At 46.1% G+C, this 18659-nt stretch carries 18 protein-coding genes; 5 read left to right on the forward strand and 13 right to left on the reverse strand.

Annotated features, from left to right (window positions below):
• The first annotated feature begins 25 nt into the window (after window positions 1-25).
• Together P0078_RS02840 and P0078_RS02845 are read left to right on the forward strand one after the other, a co-directional pair.
• Window positions 26-373 carry a hypothetical protein gene (locus tag P0078_RS02840; RefSeq protein WP_282932966.1) on the forward strand — a complete coding sequence of 116 codons (348 nt, stop codon included), beginning with the start codon at window positions 26-28 and terminating at the stop codon, window positions 371-373.
• A gap of 121 nt (window positions 374-494) precedes the next feature.
• Entirely contained in the window at window positions 495-1382 is an 888-nt protein-coding gene (locus tag P0078_RS02845) for a transposase (protein WP_282932967.1), read from the forward strand.
• A gap of 554 nt (window positions 1383-1936) precedes the next feature.
• Here the strand turns inward: P0078_RS02845 and P0078_RS02850 are convergent.
• The 7 genes from P0078_RS02850 to P0078_RS02880 all read right to left on the reverse strand — a co-directional run bounded on the left by P0078_RS02850 (window position 1937) and on the right by P0078_RS02880 (window position 4888).
• Window positions 1937-2137 (reverse strand): hypothetical protein, encoded by a 201-nt coding sequence (locus P0078_RS02850; protein ID WP_282932968.1) that lies wholly within the window; start codon window positions 2135-2137, stop codon window positions 1937-1939.
• On the reverse strand, window positions 2130-2480 hold the full coding sequence (locus tag P0078_RS02855; RefSeq protein ID WP_282932969.1) for a hypothetical protein: 351 nt from the start codon (window positions 2478-2480) through the stop codon (window positions 2130-2132). The genes P0078_RS02850 and P0078_RS02855 overlap by 8 nt, the downstream gene beginning before the upstream one ends.
• A 39-nt stretch (window positions 2481-2519) precedes the next feature.
• Window positions 2520-2915: a hypothetical protein gene (locus tag P0078_RS02860; protein WP_282932970.1), complete on the reverse strand. Its 396-nt coding sequence runs from the start codon at window positions 2913-2915 to the stop codon at window positions 2520-2522.
• A 1-nt stretch (window position 2916) separates the two neighbouring features.
• Window positions 2917-3381 carry a hypothetical protein gene (locus P0078_RS02865; protein WP_282932971.1) on the reverse strand — a complete coding sequence of 155 codons (465 nt, stop codon included), beginning with the start codon at window positions 3379-3381 and terminating at the stop codon, window positions 2917-2919.
• Between the two features lie 486 nt (window positions 3382-3867).
• The gene (locus P0078_RS02870; protein WP_282932972.1) at window positions 3868-4182 is read right to left on the reverse strand and encodes a hypothetical protein; all 315 of its coding nucleotides are present in this window, start codon (window positions 4180-4182) and stop codon (window positions 3868-3870) included.
• Window positions 4183-4319: 137 nt separating this feature from the next.
• On the reverse strand, window positions 4320-4616 hold the full coding sequence (locus P0078_RS02875) for a hypothetical protein (protein WP_282932973.1): 297 nt from the start codon (window positions 4614-4616) through the stop codon (window positions 4320-4322).
• Complete coding sequence (locus P0078_RS02880) at window positions 4613-4888, reverse strand: hypothetical protein (protein ID WP_282932974.1); 276 nt, start codon at window positions 4886-4888, stop codon at window positions 4613-4615. The genes P0078_RS02875 and P0078_RS02880 overlap by 4 nt, the downstream gene beginning before the upstream one ends.
• Window positions 4889-5328: 440 nt before the next feature.
• On the opposite strand from P0078_RS02880, the gene P0078_RS02885 reads away from it, so the two are divergent.
• Together P0078_RS02885 and P0078_RS02890 are read left to right on the forward strand one after the other, a co-directional pair.
• Window positions 5329-6467 (forward strand): IS3 family transposase gene (locus tag P0078_RS02885; protein ID WP_282932108.1). Its coding sequence is split into 2 segments (ribosomal slippage): window positions 5329-5578 and window positions 5578-6467, totalling 1140 coding nucleotides; the frame shifts between segments, so codons are not numbered across the junction.
• Between the two features lie 55 nt (window positions 6468-6522).
• Window positions 6523-7410 (forward strand): transposase, encoded by an 888-nt coding sequence (locus P0078_RS02890; RefSeq protein ID WP_282932975.1) that lies wholly within the window; start codon window positions 6523-6525, stop codon window positions 7408-7410.
• A gap of 159 nt (window positions 7411-7569) precedes the next feature.
• On the opposite strand, the gene ltrA is transcribed toward P0078_RS02890, so the two are convergent.
• From ltrA to P0078_RS02915, 5 genes are all read right to left on the reverse strand, one after another.
• Window positions 7570-8616, reverse strand: a complete 1047-nt coding sequence (gene ltrA / locus P0078_RS02895) for a group II intron reverse transcriptase/maturase (RefSeq protein ID WP_353057100.1) — start codon at window positions 8614-8616, stop codon at window positions 7570-7572.
• Window positions 8574-8789, reverse strand: a complete 216-nt coding sequence (locus P0078_RS02900) for a hypothetical protein (protein ID WP_282932976.1) — start codon at window positions 8787-8789, stop codon at window positions 8574-8576. The genes ltrA and P0078_RS02900 overlap by 43 nt, the downstream gene beginning before the upstream one ends.
• Before the next feature lie 475 nt (window positions 8790-9264).
• Window positions 9265-9600, reverse strand: a complete 336-nt coding sequence (locus P0078_RS02905) for a hypothetical protein (RefSeq protein WP_282932977.1) — start codon at window positions 9598-9600, stop codon at window positions 9265-9267.
• 9 nt (window positions 9601-9609) lie between these two features.
• Window positions 9610-13215, reverse strand: coding sequence for an RHS repeat-associated core domain-containing protein (locus P0078_RS02910; RefSeq protein WP_282932978.1), 3606 nt, complete (start codon window positions 13213-13215; stop codon window positions 9610-9612).
• Between the two features lie 44 nt (window positions 13216-13259).
• Complete coding sequence (locus P0078_RS02915; protein WP_282932979.1) at window positions 13260-16103, reverse strand: SpvB/TcaC N-terminal domain-containing protein; 2844 nt, start codon at window positions 16101-16103, stop codon at window positions 13260-13262.
• Between the two features lie 957 nt (window positions 16104-17060).
• On the opposite strand from P0078_RS02915, the gene P0078_RS02920 reads away from it, so the two are divergent.
• Window positions 17061-18236, forward strand: a complete 1176-nt coding sequence (locus P0078_RS02920; protein WP_282932980.1) for a thiolase family protein — start codon at window positions 17061-17063, stop codon at window positions 18234-18236.
• On the opposite strand, the gene P0078_RS02925 is transcribed toward P0078_RS02920, so the two are convergent.
• Window positions 18225-18644: an acyl-CoA thioesterase gene (locus P0078_RS02925; RefSeq protein ID WP_282932981.1), complete on the reverse strand. Its 420-nt coding sequence runs from the start codon at window positions 18642-18644 to the stop codon at window positions 18225-18227. The two genes, P0078_RS02920 and P0078_RS02925, sit on opposite strands and share 12 nt — an antisense overlap.
• Window positions 18645-18659: the final 15 nt, after the last annotated feature.

Consider the following 18659-nt stretch of genomic DNA (forward strand, 5'->3'; position numbering starts at 1 on the left):
CCAGCATCTCCGAAAGACAGTGTTTGTGGAAAACTATCACTTAAGACATATCCAAGGTTTTCTCCCCCTCCAGAAGCGCATCCAGGCTCTGGGCAACATAGGGGAAATAAGTGGTGCTACTTCCCGCTTCAAGTTCAAGCGTATCGTAGCTGAATCGCTGATTAGTCAGCAGTTCACCAAATTGATAGTTATTGTGGTATTGGATCTGCCGCGCTACCTTTCCAAAGTATGGAAAATCTTTGCGGAACTGGCGGTAGGTGACGATATTGGCTTCGGTATCGTAAATAAAAAATTCTGGACACCCACAAAAGTCGTCGCTTTAAGTGCCACAAATATTGACACAGTAGAGATGCTAGGATCAAATACTGTATAAATATACATACCGATAAAGATTCATGCCCTTACCTCGTAGCGCACAAGTCTCGTTAGACACCACTCCCTATTACCATTGCGTGTCCCGCTGCGTACGAAGGGCGTTTCTGTGTGGTAGAGATATGAAGTCTGGTAATGACTATGAGCATCGCCGCGAGTGGATTGAATCCAGAGTGCATAATCTAGCTTCAATCTTTGCCCTTGATATCGCTGCCTATGCAGTTATGAGTAATCACTACCATATCGTACTTTATATCGACAAAGAGAAAGCGCTGAATTGGCCGGATACCGAGGTCATTATCCGTTGGCAGAAACTATTCAAAGCTTCCAATTTGGCCCGTCGCTACCTTCAAGGGGACACTCTCGATCACTGTGAGATGAGAAAACTAAAGGAAATCATCGCTCTATGGCGAGATCGCTTGATGGATCTTAGCTGGTTTATGCGTTGCTTAAACGAGTCTATCGCCCGCCAGGCCAATGCCGAAGATAATTGTACAGGCCGCTTCTGGGAAGGTCGTTTCAAGTCCCAGGCTTTATTAGATGAAAGAGCCCTTGCTGCCTGTATGGCCTATGTCGACCTCAACCCTATCCGTGCCAATATGGCAAAAACACCAGAAGACTCTAATCATACCTCGATCCAACAACGTATTCGTGCAGCAATCTTAGGTGAACAACCCAAAGAACTTCTACCACTTGTAGGTGGAGAGCCCCTAAATATGCCTAAAGGGCTTCCCTTTCAGTTGGATCACTATTTGGAGCTAGTGGACTGGAGTGGTCGACATCTAGACCCCAGAAAACGAGGTTATATTGCTGAAAGCACGCCACCCATCCTCAAACGACTAGGCATTTCACCAAAACACTGGCTATACCTCAACAGAAACTTTGAAAGTCGCTTCAAAGGATTGGTGGGATCAGTGGAGACAGTACAACAAGCCTGTATACAGCTCAATAAACGCTGGGTGCACGGTATAGGCGACTGTCGGCGCTTCCTTTCTGCAGCATCCTGCTAGTTACCACCCAATCTATCGATACTTCTCCTCCCGGCTTGTATCCAAACCACGATTTTCCAACCCCTAGTATATTTTCTCAGTCTTTCACTGCACCTTAACACTAAACCAGAAAGAAATAGTCGCTAGGGCTGGTACTAACAGCACCGCTCGCACCTCTCTCTAATCTTTGGGTGTCCAGGAAAAATATTGGAATTTGCCTAAAGGGTTGCCCTTTCAGCTCGACTACTATTTGGAGCTAGTAGGCTGGAGTGGTCGACATTTAGTCCCTAAAGGTGGGACTGCATTGCAGAATGCACGACTCCTATCCTCGAACGGCGGGGTATTTATCTAAACACTGGGGCTATACACCCAGCTAATTCCCAGCCAATCCCTCAATACTTCTCCCTCTCGCGAACCCAAAATTCATGGGATTCGACCCCCAAGCGGGGTTTTTCAGCATTTTACCGTGTCTTAAATCTCAATTGATAAGAACTATCCTCCAGTGCAGGCACCTGTAACATTACTGGAGCATCGCTCTAATCTACGGGCGTCCTGAACTGTGCTTGTTTTAGAAATTAATATTTTTTCAGAGTTTTCTTAGATTTTCTTTTTTCTAAAGAATAGAAAATTACTGCCAATATAGATCCAACAATAACGCCTCCTCCCGTCCACACCATTAAACTAGAATCAACGGTCCCTTTCTGCCCCAAAGCAAAACCGATAAATCCTAACAGACTGCACCAAAAAAGTAGCCTTTTAAGAAAAAATCTATTCATTTAATCTTTCCCTGTTATTTTCCCAAGGATCAAGCAATATACGGGTAAATTCATACCCCAAAGGATATCCCTCAACCCATTGGTGAGGGAATATATGATTAGTGGTTCCAACCTCATAAATAATTTCAAACCGCCAGCGCTCATTTAAACTATTGTAGAAATCTGAATCATAAAGTTGATCGATTAAGTGTAGGGCTTGATCTCCACAACCATAATAGCTAGGGCAAAACGGTAAACTACTTTCAAAATTATTCAACCAGCCATTCACTCGACCAGCACCGGGTCTACGCAAGCCGTTTTCAGTCATTGCACGAACAACTTGATCAAATTTCCTCTCAATCATGGACAGATCATCCTCAACCTTTTGTGCAAATGTCGTAATTTATAAGGAAGCCACCATCTTTAAGTGCCCGTTAGATTCTTTATAAATCTTTAATCCGCACTTGAATGAACCTAAAAACCATGTCCCACAAGCAATCCAATATTCAGCATCACATCCCTTTAAAAGGAATACATCTTGAATATCTGACACTTTCCAACGTAACTTACCTTTAAATAGATTATTATTTTGTATATCTAGAACCTTTATATTATTGCTTTCCGCCCAAGACTTAATTTCTTTTCTAAAGTAATTAGACCTTATTAACAATGCAATATACGGAAGTGCCCCAAACATTATAAATAAAAATAAAATCAGATTAGCTCCCAATTTAGGATTATAGATATAGCCTAACTTTCCCAAGCTAACAGATATAATTAAAACTAAAACTAACCTCATTTTATAACTCCAACGCTATAAAGTCTCTCAAAGATGGCGAAACAACGTTTAAAGCTCCTCGCTCACCTATGGCCACTCCTCCCCCGATCCCTAGACCAGCCCCCAGAAATCCACCAGCAGAAATCGCCCCATTCGCGTAATCTACGGCATATGATCCTGCTGGCCCACCAACATCCCACGGAATCGCCGCAAATCCAATGGCTGTACGACTTGAGGATGTAGAAAACCCAGACTCCAACTGAGTAGGAGATTTACCAAAGCTTACTCCCCTAGTAGCAGCACCACCAATCCCTATTCCTGCAGCAAATGCACCCGACAGCTGAAAATAGACTTTTGAGTTAAGTAAATCACTTGGATCAATGGATAAACCAATTGCACCACTACCTTCCAGGCAAAAAAGAATACCGCAACCAATTAGAGAACCACTTAGCAACCCTAATTGGACTGTTCCACCTGAACTTATCAAGTTACTCAATCCATCAGTGAGGTCACGCCAATGATCGCTAAAAGATCCACCTAGCTTTTGTGCATGCGGGCTGCGCGCTTATATCAATATCAAAGCGCAAGTTGTTACAACAAATACCATAACGAACCATGGATAATTCTTCACAAATTTCCTATACATTCCAGGTGGCGTATTGTGCCATATCCGCTGAATCTCAGATTCAGATAAGTTTGTACTGCTCCAGACAAAAATTGGAATTCCGATCAACAATAAAATTACCACCCCCTTCCCCCACAAGAAAACTTCTTCACCAAAAAAACCTGCTCTAGACAACAAAATTGTAGCGACCGATAAAAAAGGAATTACATTAAGCACCACCATAGCGCTAACATGTATCATAGAGTTAAAGCGCAGGTCAGAAGAAAAACGCTTATCGTCCCGAAGAGAACACCAAGTTTTTGAATACAAAACTCGGATAAAATTTTTAATATTCAGACATGTCATCTTCTACGGATTTCTCGAATCAGCATGGTAATTTCCATTAGCAAGGATGCCTACTATTCCAACGGGAATGGTAACAATGTGTGGAGGAGCCATCATTAACGCACCGTAAAAACCATTAATCGCTGATGCTCTAGCGGCTCTATAGTCACCTTTAGACGCGCTAACGGTGTAATTATAGGTTTCCAAGCCATAGTTGAAATAGCCTAACCCACTGCCCGCTCGACCCAAATATTTTGAGGTGGACACAGACTTTTGGTAAGAAGATATATCCATACCATAATAAAAGGGAGTTCTGGGAATCCTGCTACCATTTGCCATCAATACCGTCCTTTCCGTCGCCAACATTAATCCTGAAACTGTGGCTATAGTTCCTGCCCACCCAAACGGGTCATCTACTGTATTCCATCCGGCACATGCCATTGGTACTTCGCAACTGTTCTTTTGTGCATAAGACTCTACCTTTGATCAAGGTAGTCGATAAGGCTCTCCAAACTTACATAGGTATTAAATGTATCTGGGTATGTGCTATCGGATTTTGCAAAGCTCTTGACTAAACTAGAGTTAACATTCTCTTCAATGTAGACCCACTTTCCTTGTTTTCCTTCCACATTTGGGAGAATTTTAAGTGCGTTAGATTCTCCAAGAGGATTTCCTTTCAATCTTTTTTCACATTTTTCATACTTCCTTTCATATGCTTTAGGCCAGTCAACATACAAACTATTTTCATCAGATAAATCACCAAAGAGAATCAACAGCCCCCTCCAACATCAAGGGAAAAAGGAGAAGAAAACTCTAGAGTTTTACGCTCGAAGCTTCCCTTCAAAACCATGTTAACTCTCGCAGAGTAGTTGATACCACACGTATAGGTTTTACCATCATATTCAAAGTTTTTCTCCTTAGCAGAAACAACTTTGACTTTTATAATACTAGAGCTCTTTGATAAAAATTTACTTTCAAAAGTATCCTCCTCAGAATTCACGCATACGCAAATAAAGCATAAAAATAATAAACTAAAATATTTCATTATAAATTCTCCTTGCATAAGCATCTGCGGCTCTTTCAGCCCTATTTGTTTGATAAACCCGTCCCCGTCTAGCGTTTAATGCTGATTGCGAATGATGTCCATATTCATGCAGCATCGTACGTACTGCATCTCTAACAGTATTAACACTACCCGCATACATTTGTACTGGCCCGTTCGCCATCGTCTTATTAGCAAAATTCTGGACACCCACAAAAGTCGTCGCTTTAAGTGCCACAAATATTGACACAGTAGAGATGCTGGGATCAAATACTGTATAAATATACATACCGATAAAGATTCATGCCCTTACCTCGTAGCGCACAAGTCTCGTTAGACACCACTCCCTATTACCATTGCGTGTCCCGCTGCGTACGAAGTGTAGTGGTCTAATCCTTCCGGACACTTCGTTAAGATGGTAAAACTACCTAGCGAGGTGAAGTATGACAACAAAAGGTACACGCCGGAAATTCAAGCCGGAGTTCAAGAAAGACGCCGTAGCTCTTGTCTCAGAACAAGGGTATTCGATTTCCAAGGCCGCAGAGGCTGTAGGAACCACTGCTAACAATCTGCGACGCTGGATAAAGGAGCTGGAGCAGGAAGAGAGCGGAGTAAGGTTGGATTCGGGCGAACGAGCTGAACTGGATCAACTGCGACGTGAAGTAAAGCAATTGCGGATGGAGAAGGAAATCCTAAAAAAGGCCAGCGCCTTCTTTGCGAAAGAAATGAAATAAAGTACGAATTTATTAAAAAGCAGCAAGGTAGCTTTCCAGTTAGAGTGCTCTGCCGAGTAATGCAAGTAAATAAGAGCAGCTATTACGAATGGTGTCGTCGTAGTGATAGCCCAATAGATGGCCAGATTTGGCAACTATGCCATCGATTGAAGGCCTTATTTGCAGAATCTCGTGAGAGTCTCGGAAGCCGTCGGTTAATGAAGCTGTTGCGCAAAGAAGGCTTTGAAATTGGGCGTTATCGAGTCCGCAAACTCATGAAAAAGCTCGGCTTGGTAGTAAAACAGAAGAAGCGATTTACACTAACCACAAATAGCAAGCACCAACTGCCAGTTGCTGAGAATCTTCTAAATAGGGATTTCTCACCGAGTGCTAAAAATCAAGTTTGGACTACGGATATTACCTATATCTGGACTTTGCAGGGTTGGTTATACCTAGCAGTGGTAATTGATCTTTATTCACGCCGGATTGTTGGCTGGCACTTAGACCGCCAGATGGAGACGGCCCTGGCAAGTCGTGCACTGGTTATGGCTATCAATTTGCGCACCCCAACAAAAGGTCTGCTGCATCACTCTGATCGAGGTAGCCAGTATGCCAGCCATAGCTACCAAGCGCTACTAAAGCAGCATGGAATGGTGTGCTCAATGAGCCGCAAGGGAAATTGTTGGGACAATGCACCTACTGAGCGTTTTTTTAGTAGCCTGAAGCGGGAATGGTTAACAGGAAACCTCTATCCGACAAGGGAGGGTGCGATAACAGACGTGAGGGCCTATATTGCGTATTACAATTCACGCAGGATACATACAACACTGGGGGACGTAACCCCTATCGAATTTGAAAAATGTGCTTAGGAAAGTGTCCGGTTGGAGTTGACCACAACAAAGGGCGTTTCTGTGTGGTAGAGATATGAAGTCTGGTAATGACTATGAGTATCGCCGCGAGTGGATTGAATCCAGAATGCATAATCTAGCTTCAATCTTTGCCCTTGATATCGCTGCCTATGCAGTTATGAGTAATCACTACCATATCGTACTTTATATCGACAAAGAGAAAGCGCTGAATTGGCCGGATACCGAGGTCATTATCCGCTGGCAGAAACTATTCAAAGCTTCCAATTTGGCCCGTCGCTACCTTCAAGGGAACACTCTCGATCACTGTGAGATGAGAAAACTAAAGGAAATCATCGCTCTATGGCGAGATCGCTTGATGGATCTTAGCTGGTTTATGCGTTGCTTAAACGAGTCTATCGCCCGCCAGGCCAATGCCGAAGATAATTGTACAGGCCGCTTCTGGGAAGGTCGTTTCAAGTCCCAGGCTTTATTAGATGAAAGAGCCCTTGCTGCCTGTATGGCCTATGTCGACCTCAACCCTATCCGTGCCAATATGGCAAAAACACCAGAAGACTCTAATCATACCTCGATCCAACAACGTATTCGTGCAGTAATCTTAGGTGAACAACCCAAAGAACTTCTACCACTTGTAGGTGGAGAGCGCCTAAATATGCCTAAAGGGCTTCCCTTTCAGTTGGATCACTATTTGGAGCTAGTGGACTGGAGTGGTCGACATCTAGACCCCAGAAAACGAGGTTATATTGCTGAAAGCACGCCACCCATCCTCAAACAACTAGGCATCTCACCAAAACACTGGCTATACCTCAACAGAAACTTTGAAAGTCGCTTCAAAGGATTGGTGGGATCAGTGGAGACAGTACAACAAGCCTGTATACAGCTCAATAAACGCTGGGTGCACGGTATAGGCGACTGTCGGCGCTTCCTTTCTGCAGCATCCTGCTAGTTACCACCCAATCTATCGATACTTCTCCTCCCGGCTTGTATCCAAACCACGATTTTCCAACCCCTAGTATATTTTCTCAGTCTTTCACTGCACCTTAACACTAAATCAGAAAGAAATAGTCGCTAGAGCTGGTACTAACAACACAGCCCGCACCTCTCTCTAATCTTTGGGTGTCCAGGAAAATATAAATACTTGCTTAAATACGTCCTTATGGCGCATTTTAAACAGCTTCTGCCGGATGGCTTTTAACCTAGCGTTAAGCCGCTTTCGGTTGGTGGTGCGCCAGAGTGCAAAGCGACCATCCGAAACACGTTTGCCGCAACTGTGGGTAAACCCGAGGAAGGTAAAGCTTTCAGGTTTTCTACCTCCGCGACGTTTGGCATTGCTCATCGCGAAGCGACCGAACTCCAGTAGCCGGGTTTTATCCGCGTTAAGTTGTAACCCGAATTTTGCCAGGCGCTGGGTTAATGCCACTTGAAAGTGCTCGGCATCCGAACGGTATTGGAAACCCATCACGCTATCGTCCGCGTAACGGACTATGTAACAGGCTCCACGTGCGGATTGTTGCCGCCATTGATGCGCCCAAAGGTCCAAGACATAGTGCAGGTAAATATTTGCCAGCATCGGCGATATCACTGCACCCTGCGGAGTCCCAATCCTGGTCTTGGTAAAGCGTCCATCGTCCACCACCCCTGCTTTTACGATACGTTCGATCAAATGCAGCAGGCGTCGGTCGGCAATACGATGCGCTAGAAAGCGCAGTAGCCAGCCGTGGTCGATAGTGTCAAAGAACTGGCTGATATCTGCATCCAGTATCCAGCTCACGGGCTTCTGCTCGATAGCTACAGCAATCGCGTCGAGCGCGCGATGCTGGTCGCGACCCGGGCGAAAACCATAACTGAAACCGAGAAAGTCCGCCTCGTAAATGGCCTCTAATACCCATACCAGCGCTTGCTGAACTACCTTATCTTCGACTGCTGTAATCCCGATGGGGCGTTGGCTCCCGCCGGCTTTAGGCAACCAAATACGGCAGACCGCTTGTGGTCGATAGCATTGGCGATGGAGGCGTGTGTGGAGATCCAGGATGCGTTCCCGTAGGTTATTACCGAAGTCGCTCCAGCTTTCTCCATCAAGGCCCCGAGTTTCTTTGCGGCTGATGCTTTTTAAGCTTCGGCCAATAGTCGCGGGGTGAGATGGTGGAATAATTTAGTGAACCGTTCTTTGCGCTGCGCTTTTGCACGAGTGTGTAGACGCTCCAGCCCCGACGACCCTGCTGCTGCGCTCTGAGTCGCAGTCAGGTCCGGCACAGAACGCCATTTCTTATCGTTAGATCCCTTCGCTCCACCGGCTCCGCCATGCGGAACTTTATTAGTTAGCACTTTGATCACCGGGTTCTTCACTACTATGGATCTATCTGACTTCCTGATGGCGTAAATGCCCGGCCTTTGCCTAACTGGCTTCGCCGGACCCGACCCGTGCGGGACACGCACGAATCACCTACAGGATCTCCCGAGTTCCGCGCAAAAGACATCAGTACATGCATCAGGTCAATTGACTCCGGAGACCGATGTAGATACTCGCAAGAAATGCATCTACCTCTGTTGCCTTCCCCATCACCCAACAAGGTCGGCGATCTCAAATCTTGTTTTCGGAGCTCAATACTGAGCCTGCACCTTCCCCTGTCAACGCTTAACCCTGGCCGTTACCGGACAACGCCCATGACTCGGGGCCCCAGCGGCTTGCTAAACCTTACCGGGTAGAGGGCTTTCACCTCCAATCTTTTGCCGATTTATCTCGGCGCACTGGGTGTCCTAAATTAATTGTAAGACATTTTATAAATTACCAAAAATATATTTATTCAGGTTGAGAGAAAGAAGTATAGGAAACAATCTGATACCCCTTTTCGCTCTTTCTCAACCAAAAATAATACTTATCATTAGTCTCGCACATTTTAGTTGATGCAATTACCTGTAAATCACTTGGCAATATCTTAGGCACCATAGAGGAATAATCATTTCCAGTACCAGAAACCAGTATCGATTGATCTAGCGAAACATCAACCTCACACTCCGTCATCTCACCAAGAAAACTACTTATTAATATTTCAACATCATGCGCTTGGTTTGCACAAGCACTGACTGAAAAGTTTACTAAAAATAAAAAACAGTAAAAACATTTACTCAGTTTCATAGTCTTATCTCACGGAGATGGTATGTGCTGTTCAGGATCAACCACCTGATTATTAATTCGCAACTTCACATGAACGTGGTTTGTAATACCCGGATATGTGGTCGTTAAATCTTGTGCTGTACCCAAGACCTGCCCTGCTGTGACAGAGTCTCCAATACTTAAAGATTGATCCACATCTAAATACAGGATCTTCCAGCTAGTTCCATTGCCATCCCCAACAACAACACCCTCATAAGAACCTGTAGGAAGTCGAACAACTTTACCATCACTGATTGCTACAACATCCTGCCCTGCATCGGTAATGTAATCCGCACCAACGTGAGTTCCGGGCTTACCATTCCGAACTCTGGACGCGCCATAATGTCCGCATCCTTTCGTATCGCACCCACGAACGCCTTTGCCCGTTGGGTTCACCAATCCATTCCCCTTTTGTGCATTATTAAGCGCTAACACACCACTAAGAGAAAAAACAGGAGCACCATTCACAGAGGATTCATTAGTCAAATCTACATTTATTGAATTCAAAATCCTCTTAAAAACAGAATCCACCGACTCAGCATATATATTATACCGTGTTCCACCTATAGAGGCACTCCCCATAGGTACAGGACCCCACGAAGAGAAAAGGGTTAATGTGGGAAGTCTATGCCCCGTAACACTAACCTCCTCCATATCAGAATCTGGCCCACGCCCATCATCCTGTGACGGCCCTTCATCAATGGGGTGCACGGTGGTCTTCGTGTCCAATTCATCCGCTTCATACCCACTAGGGTCCGTAAAACTCAGAGGATTATTAAACACATAGCTATACCGATTCCAATTCTGGCTGAAGATTGGCGCCTGCACAATCGGGTCAGGGCTTAGGAAGCGGCCGAGTGTCGGGTCATAAACCCTCCCGTTCATATGGATTAGACCAGTTCGATCCAAGTGCTCATGTCCAGTGTAACCCCGATTGGTAGTGAGGAGTTGTACTGCCAGCAAATCGGATACCTGTGACAGGCTTAAATTGTTGCTCCAATCTTCCTCGCGGCGGCTACCATCCGGGTTAAAGGCGGTACTCAATATTTCCACACCATCTTTATCTGTAATTTTTTCAACTGAACCTAGATGGTCCCTATGGACATATTGGTACTCCCCAGTGGTTCCTACTGTATCAGTGATAGCCACATGTTGAACTGAGCCACTCAAGCTGATGCGTTTGACTGCTGTGATTGTGGCATCATGTAAAGGCCATACCACTTCAAAGTTGCCTACGAAAAAAGTCTTTTCTCTTTTGAGCTGACCATTCTCCATCCAACTACTTTCGCGATAGTAGCGCTGGCCATCCGGCCCATATTTAAACTGGTCCTTCGCGGTAGGTGTACTATCGCTTTGACTGCTACCCAGGACAATTTCTATGGGCAATTGCCGGGCATTCCAACTGATCCATTTATCATCGCCCGTGGTTGCGTCATAGTACTCGATCGCACCATTTGCATCGTAATACAGACTGTGGGAGATGCCATCAATAGTGACATTGCTGACTGCGTTGGGGCCAGCATTACCAAACTCACCATATTGGTAACCCGTTACTTGAGTATCATCGCTCACACTGGAGGTTTTCGAAAGGATATTACCCAGTTTATCGTATTGGGTGCTGAGTATCCGATCACCTCCAACCACCATCGTGGCATCTTCTAGACGATTGAGACCGTCATAACTAAAATTTTCCTGTTTCTGCAGCACTTGGGAGCCACTGTAGGTAAGACGACTTTCCAAGGTGCCGTTGGAGCGCCAGTGGTATTCATTATTTTGTATTTGCCCTCCATCAGTCTGGATCGTTTTCAAGCGGCCTGTATTGGGATCATAAGTGCGATTAGTAACCAGGCCATTGCCGTAGATTTCCTGCTCTACTTGGCCCCGGGCATTGATACTGTTAAACGTTTGCAGGAGATTACTACCAGAAGCATCACTGCTTAAGCCGCGGAGATAACCCCGATCATTATATAAATAATGGGCTTCTACACCGTTGGGATAAGTTACTTTATCCATGCGGCCGTGGCTATCGTAGTCATACCTATGGCGGTAACTAGGGTTCACCCCATCAATCACTATAGACGTCGTAATATTGTCCAGTTTACTATCGGAAAGGTAAACGTACTCTTCAGAGAATACCTCCGTGCCGCTTTCTGTGTAACTACGACTCTCCAAACTGCCTTTTGCATTGCTGGCATCGTATTGCCATTTTGCCAGGCCATCATCATCGCTCTGTTCAAGCAATCGGCCTAATTGGTCGTAGAGGTAAGTAATATTTTGGTTTTTATTATCAATCTGCCGATCTAATTCACCAAAGGCGTTGTAACTACTGACCACTGTACCCAGATTGGGGTCAATCAGCTTAGTACGGAAGCCGGCGTAGTCAAACACAAAACTGGATTCAATATTGCGACTGCTTCCGGCAACGTTAACGGTTTTTGGCAGACCTGTGGCGTAGTAGGAGTAATCAGTGGATACCGCTTCACCAGTAGCGTCATCTACCGTGTGGACCAGGTTGCCAGTAGGGTCATAGTAACTCTCCCTCACTTGATATATGGTTCCACTGCCTCCCATAACAGACTCGGTGACACTGACCTTGACCTGTTTGCCGCTACCTCCATGATTCACTGCGTAGTCGATGTCAACCGTGCTGCCATCTGCTTTTTCAATAAAATTGAGGCGGTTACGCAAATCGTAATCATAACTGGCGATAGGTTTGTAACCGTCTATCGCTACAGCTCCCTGAGCAAAGAAAGGTGCAGTTTCCAAGGCAAGGCGGCCTTGCAGGTCATACTTAAACTCACGACGGGATACATTGCTACCTGAGAACGCTTGAATATCCTGCTGCACCAGACGGCCCAACTGATCGTAATAGTATTCTGAGGTGGGAGTAATATCTGAGTCGGTCTGCACCCAGAAAGGAACCTCTATGCCACCAACTGTGGGGCAGATACCGTGGCAGAAATTGTACTGGCTGGTAAACACGACGTTGTCAGCATTGGTACGCTCTACTTCGCGACCAAAGGGATCGTATTGGATGCTGCTGGATTGGCTGTTTGCATCCGTTATCTGGGTAACACTGCCGAAGCGGGTGTCATAGCTCAAACTCATTGAGTGATTCAGGCTATTACTTAGACTGGTGGGGTAGCGCCGATCTGCAAAGGCGCCCCCTACTGTTGTACTGCGGGTTTGAGTGCCTGCACCATTGATAGAGGCATCGATCTTACCTGTAGCGGTTTCACTTTTTATGTTGCCGTATGCATCGTAGTCATAGGTCACCACCATTTGGTACTGAGCATCGCCGGGGTATTGAGTTAGTGTCTGTACTCTGTTTGTGTTGGAATAAGGAACCATGGTGCTACTGGCTTCCTGGTCCGGCGTGCCAGTAACATCACCACTAAAGTAGCGTTGCTCCTGGGCACTGGGAAAGCCTATCAACCATTGACCGCTGACACGATTATCCAACAGGGTCGTGCTCTCTACACTGCGCTGAATATCGCTGTAACTTGTAGCTGGTAGGACCTCTCCCCAAACACTCTGGGTATCACTGAATTGAGTACTTCCGACAATACGGGTGATACTGGAAGTACCGCTGAGCAAATCACCAGCATCTCCGAAAGACAGTGTTTGTGGAAAACTATCACTTAAGACATATCCAAGGTTTTCTCCCCCTCCAGAAGCGCATCCAGGCTCTGGGCAACATAGGGGAAATAAGTGGTGCTACTTCCCGCTTCAAGTTCAAGCGTATCGTAGCTGAATCGCTGATTAGTCAGCAGTTCACCAAATTGATAGTTATTGTGGTATTGGATCTGCCGCGCTACCTTTCCAAAGTATGGAAAATCTTTGCGGAACTGGCGGTAGGTGACGATATTGGCTTCAGTATCGTAAATACGCTGGGCGGTATAGCCGAGGAAACCCCAGTGTTTGTCACTAGTCAGTCCCACGCCTTGATATGCATATTCGGTAGTATGCCACCCTTGAGTGTAACCATTGGAGCGCTGTAACTTGGTAACAACAGTTCGATAGTCCCCATTGACAGCCAGCTCTTGACTGGCATCTGGAATCGAGCCAACAGAGCCAAACAGGGTAGCCCCCTCATCAAAGCGACCTACCTCCTCTTCTCCAGAATTATCGGAGATTCGCTCCAGAACAAATTTTGTCTGTGCTCCCAGACCATTAGTAATAGTTTCGATCCCGGTTTCAAAATCATCGGGATTGCCAGAGTCGGTGAATTTCCAACTAAGCTCCAATGGAGGCAGGCATTGGCGCCCACTACCATTTTCTCCATAACCACACATCTGTACCTGTTTTAGGCGGCGATAGTGATCTTGGTTAGGATCAGCAGGCTCTTCTTCGGATATCAGCTTATATTCCCTATGCAAAGCACCATCAAGACTGACACGAATATGATGCAGCAGAACCAGCTGCTCTTGCTGGATATCTTCTAAGGGTACTGGTGGGGCATCTGTACGGGTGCCGTACTGAAATTCAATTTTTGCATCACCCTGATTACCATAGGTAATTTCTAGGGGGTAATTGATCCCCTCAATAATATCCCGGTGGTACTTGTACTCCATGGTATTGCCAAAAGCATCGGTGACTTTATTCAGGCTCCAGGCGAAATGCGGGGACTCCTCAGCTTTTAAACGGCTATCTGCTGTAGATCCGTATTCATTCACTGAGCCATTGGGAGTCTTCACTTTAAACCAGGGCTTGCCGTCACTGTCTTCCTGTAATTCAATTAGCCGGAAGCTATCACGGAGAGTTCGATACTGTGCGCCTTCTTCCCAGTGAGTACCAGACACAAGTACCAGCGGTTCGCCATCTAGGCAAAGTGAATCATTTTCATCGAGCTTAACTCTGTCAATTTTCGGGCGATTCACCACACAGCGTCGGATACTACTCAATCCACTCAATCGCCAGCCATATCCCAAAATATCTTCAGGAAGTGATTCATTCATACGCTTCTGGAAGCGGGCACTGGTGTAATACAAGGAAATATTAGGCTGCAACCCATTAACCCCAGGAGCAGCTTGCAGGGGTACATTGATAATTGCATTCCCAGATGCACTAACATCGGCATTGTAAGGTAAGGTTCCAGGGGAATCTGCGACCTCAGTGCTCACTGCCGGGGCCTCATCAGTATTGGCCAGGCTGTGTACTTTAATCCAGGGGCTTAGAACTGACGCACATTCAAAGTCATTACAAGCATTTAGCCTATATTGATAAGTGCCCGGCTCACTGCCGCCATCAAAATAACTAGTACCGGTCGTGCTTGCGACCTTGGTTTGCCAGTTATTTCCATCACCTTTACGGAGGCGTTCCAGTTGGTAGCTACTGGCCCCAACATCTTTCCATGTAATAACTTGATCAAGCTTAAAGAACTGTGTTTTTAAGTCATCACTAAATTCAGGTTCCGGTGGTGTAGGAGGGTTAAGCTGCTTGGTGCTTGACCATGGGCCGCAATCGTTGGATTGATTACATGCGCGTACACGGAATTTATAGACAACTGCTTCAATATCTTGACCGGTCGTCGATTTGTTAATAGTTGCAGTGGTTGTTTTACCGAGATTACTATCGAAAACATTACTGTAACCGCTGCCATCTACACTCCACTCCAAATCATAACTATCTACTGGGTCGGAAGGATCGGGATCACTGACAGATTGCCACTTTAACTGGAAGCTTGTCCCAGTTAATGTACTACCGCCAGGCTCAAGCCAGCTACCAACTTGCTCAGGATAGTGCTTTACATTAAGTGTAGATGAGGTGCGCCAACCACTGTATTGATAGTAGCTGCCGATCTTTACATAGGCGCGCACTCTGTATGCATAAGTTCCACTGGGCATAGTGCCCGTTGTAGTTGGCAGTGAGCGCGTACGAGTGTTTTTTCCTACTTCTGGACAGCTACTACTTGACTGCCAGCTCCCATTGGTTTTTTGACACCATTGATAACCTGAGACCAAAGGCCCTTCACTAGAAGCGCCCCAATTTATAGTGAACTTCCCATTAGTATCAGTGCTGCCACTTTCAATAGTGCTAGATGTGAATCCAATACTTGCCGGGGTGTTAGGTTTAAATGCCACATTGATGACATCCTCCCCATGGTCAGTCTCATAGGGATTACTCCATCCCCCACAAGAGAAAGGAAAAGTGTCTTGAATGACATTACACCGGGAGACGGTTGCGACAAGCTCATAAGTATATTGCGCTGAAGCACTCACCGTAACAGAGATACTACCACTTGCATCATCAACACTAAGCCCACTAAAAGTACGATTGACCGTACCATTTTTAAGCTCGACCATTTTTAGGGATGATAAGTGGTAGTCTCTAGACGAACCATAAGTTTGAGTATAGGAAACCGTATACTTCCCAGAATTACTAGTCGCCGGAGCATCAACAGCTGCTAAAGTTCTTCCACATAAAAAACCAAGCAATACAAATGACAGCACTTTAAAGAAACGCATATGAACATCATCGGTCACTTAAAAAAAGCGAGCCTATCAGAGTGATTTATTAAAATAAAATAGAGACAAAACAAAGATACGGCATTCGTGACAAATGGAACTATTTTTAGAAAACACAGATTCAAGTGTATTTTTAAATCTATTAACAGGCACGGCTGTTCCGATTAGCATAAACTGAATTTGAGAACGGCGTATCATCTAAACAACATACAATCTCGCATAATTCATGCTCGATCCATTCAAGATCACAGTAACTGATTAATCCACCCCAAAACGACAAGCCTTGAAGATTTAATCAGCCATGCCACCCTCCTACCCCATATATTCTTTGAAATAACACTTACGAAATCCCTAGCCTCTTGAGAAGTTATAAAAACTGGAGAGGAGTGATAAAACTCACATCCATATAACCTGACGATGAAAGACACCTAAGATAGATTGTCTTCTTGGTATACCCCCTCTTAAAGAGAAAACTCTTCTACTGACTTCTTTTGACTCCCTTCAACACTTATCGATTCAAGCCACCTTTTCGAGAGTTTTTTCAGTCTCACTCTGCCCATCGTGATCAGAGACAATCCCACCAATACCTAATTTATTACTCCACCACCTCGGCCATATATAAGTAATTGTTCTTTCCCTTAATTCAACAGAGGCAACCTAACTAGCCGTCACGCGACACCGCTTATCATCGGCATTTCTGAAATTAACCCCACTACCTTTTCCTTAATAGGTTTGCGTTCTACCCCTCCCTCTTATGCAAAACTCATAGAATCAGTCGCCACCAGTGGGATATCACGTGTACCGCAGATTCCCTCATTACCTTAACTGCCAAGCATGGTGGAATTAGATTCCAAAACAGGCACACCATTGACTTAATAAAGCTAGAAAACAACTCGTGGCTCATGTCCCCTCCTGCAAGCCCCCTATCTGATCTAATGTAAACACATCCCCTCCCCGATCGTGTGAGCTACACCCATGAGAGATGTCGCCGTTGTTGCCTATTGCCGAACTGCCATCGCCAAAGCCAGGCGGGGTGCGCTGAATGAAACTCACGGTATTTCTATGGCTGCCCATGTCCTGAGGGAGGTCGTTTATAAGGCGGGTTTGACGCCACAGGAGGTGGAAGACGTTGTGTTGGGGTGTGGCTTACCCGAGGGAGCTACCGGACACAATGTCGCGCGCAACGCGGCACTCTTTGCCGGCTTTGGGTCTCAAGTGCCGGGGGTTACTATTAACCGCTACTGCGGATCCGGCCTTAATGCGGCTTCTATTGTGGCCAATCGTATTGCTGCTGGCGAAATGCAAATTGGGGTGGCCGGTGGCGTCGAGAGTATCAGCCTGGTGCAGTTCAACTTGAACCTGAACCATTTTGTCTATGAACCCTTACAAAAGAAAGTGCCGGCAGTTTGGTGGACCATGATCCAAACGGCCGACTATGTCGCCGATCAATACAACATCAGTCGCGAAGACCAAGATCGCTATGTGGTTGAGTCACAAAAGCGTGTTGCTGAAGCTCAAAAGGCCGGAAAGTTTGCCGAGGAAATCACGCCGTTTGATACGGTAATGGCAGTGAAAGATAAGGAGAGTGGCGAAACGAATCGCCTGAAAGTCACCTTGTCAGAAGATGAAGGCCCCCGCCCTGGCACCACCATGGAGGCCCTATCTGCACTGGAGCCCGTGAATACCGGGGGGACAGTAACTGCCGGTAATGCTTCCCAACTATCCGATGGAGCCGCTGCCGTCGTTATGATGGATGCTGAGCTGGCAGCACAGAAAAATTTGCCTATTCTGGGGCTGTTTCGCGGTATGCAGCTTGGTGCAGTAGCGCCAAAAGAAATGAGTATTGCGGTTGCGCCAGCGGTTAGCCGACTTATGAAGCACCACCAACTCACTCAGGATATGATTGACCTTTGGGAGCTGCACGAAGCTTTTGCCGTCACCACCCTCTACAACCAGGCTGAACTTAAAACCCCTTGGGACATTACCAATGTCAATGGCGGTGCTATTGCCCTCGGCCACCCTTACGGTATGTCGGGCATCCGCTATCTGGGTTCGACCCTGTTAGAGCTGGGCCGGCGCGACGCCCATAGAGCAATTATTGGAGTCTGCACCGCTGGCGGTATGGCGACAGCCGCTTACCTAGAGCGATAACTGGGGACAAGACGGTGTGAGCAGCTCCCTGAAGTGATCCGGGACCGGTATCTTTTCCCTTGTGGAGACGGAGATGGTGACATAGGTAATAGTCGCCCGAAATGCCAGCCGCTCATCTGCTACATAGCCGTTCACCAAAAACGAGAAAGCATGCTTACTGATTTTGGATACTTCAACGGCCATTCGGAGTTCAGTATCCCATCTAACGGGGCTAAGAAATTCGAGATCAAAGGCTCTAACCGGGGTTAAAAACCCCAAGGTCTTCATAGTGGCAATTGCCGGCCCGCCCATTAACTGCCCCATGGCTTCATGAGTGGCTTCCAAGGCAAAGTGTGAGAATCGCGGGGTGTAGACGATGCCTTCCGGGTCGCAGTCACCAAACAATACCTGCCTTTTTATCGTAATCATCCTGAATTTTTATCC

The organism is Microbulbifer sp. VAAF005 (genome assembly GCF_030012985.1).
GTDB lineage: Bacteria > Pseudomonadota > Gammaproteobacteria > Pseudomonadales > Cellvibrionaceae > Microbulbifer.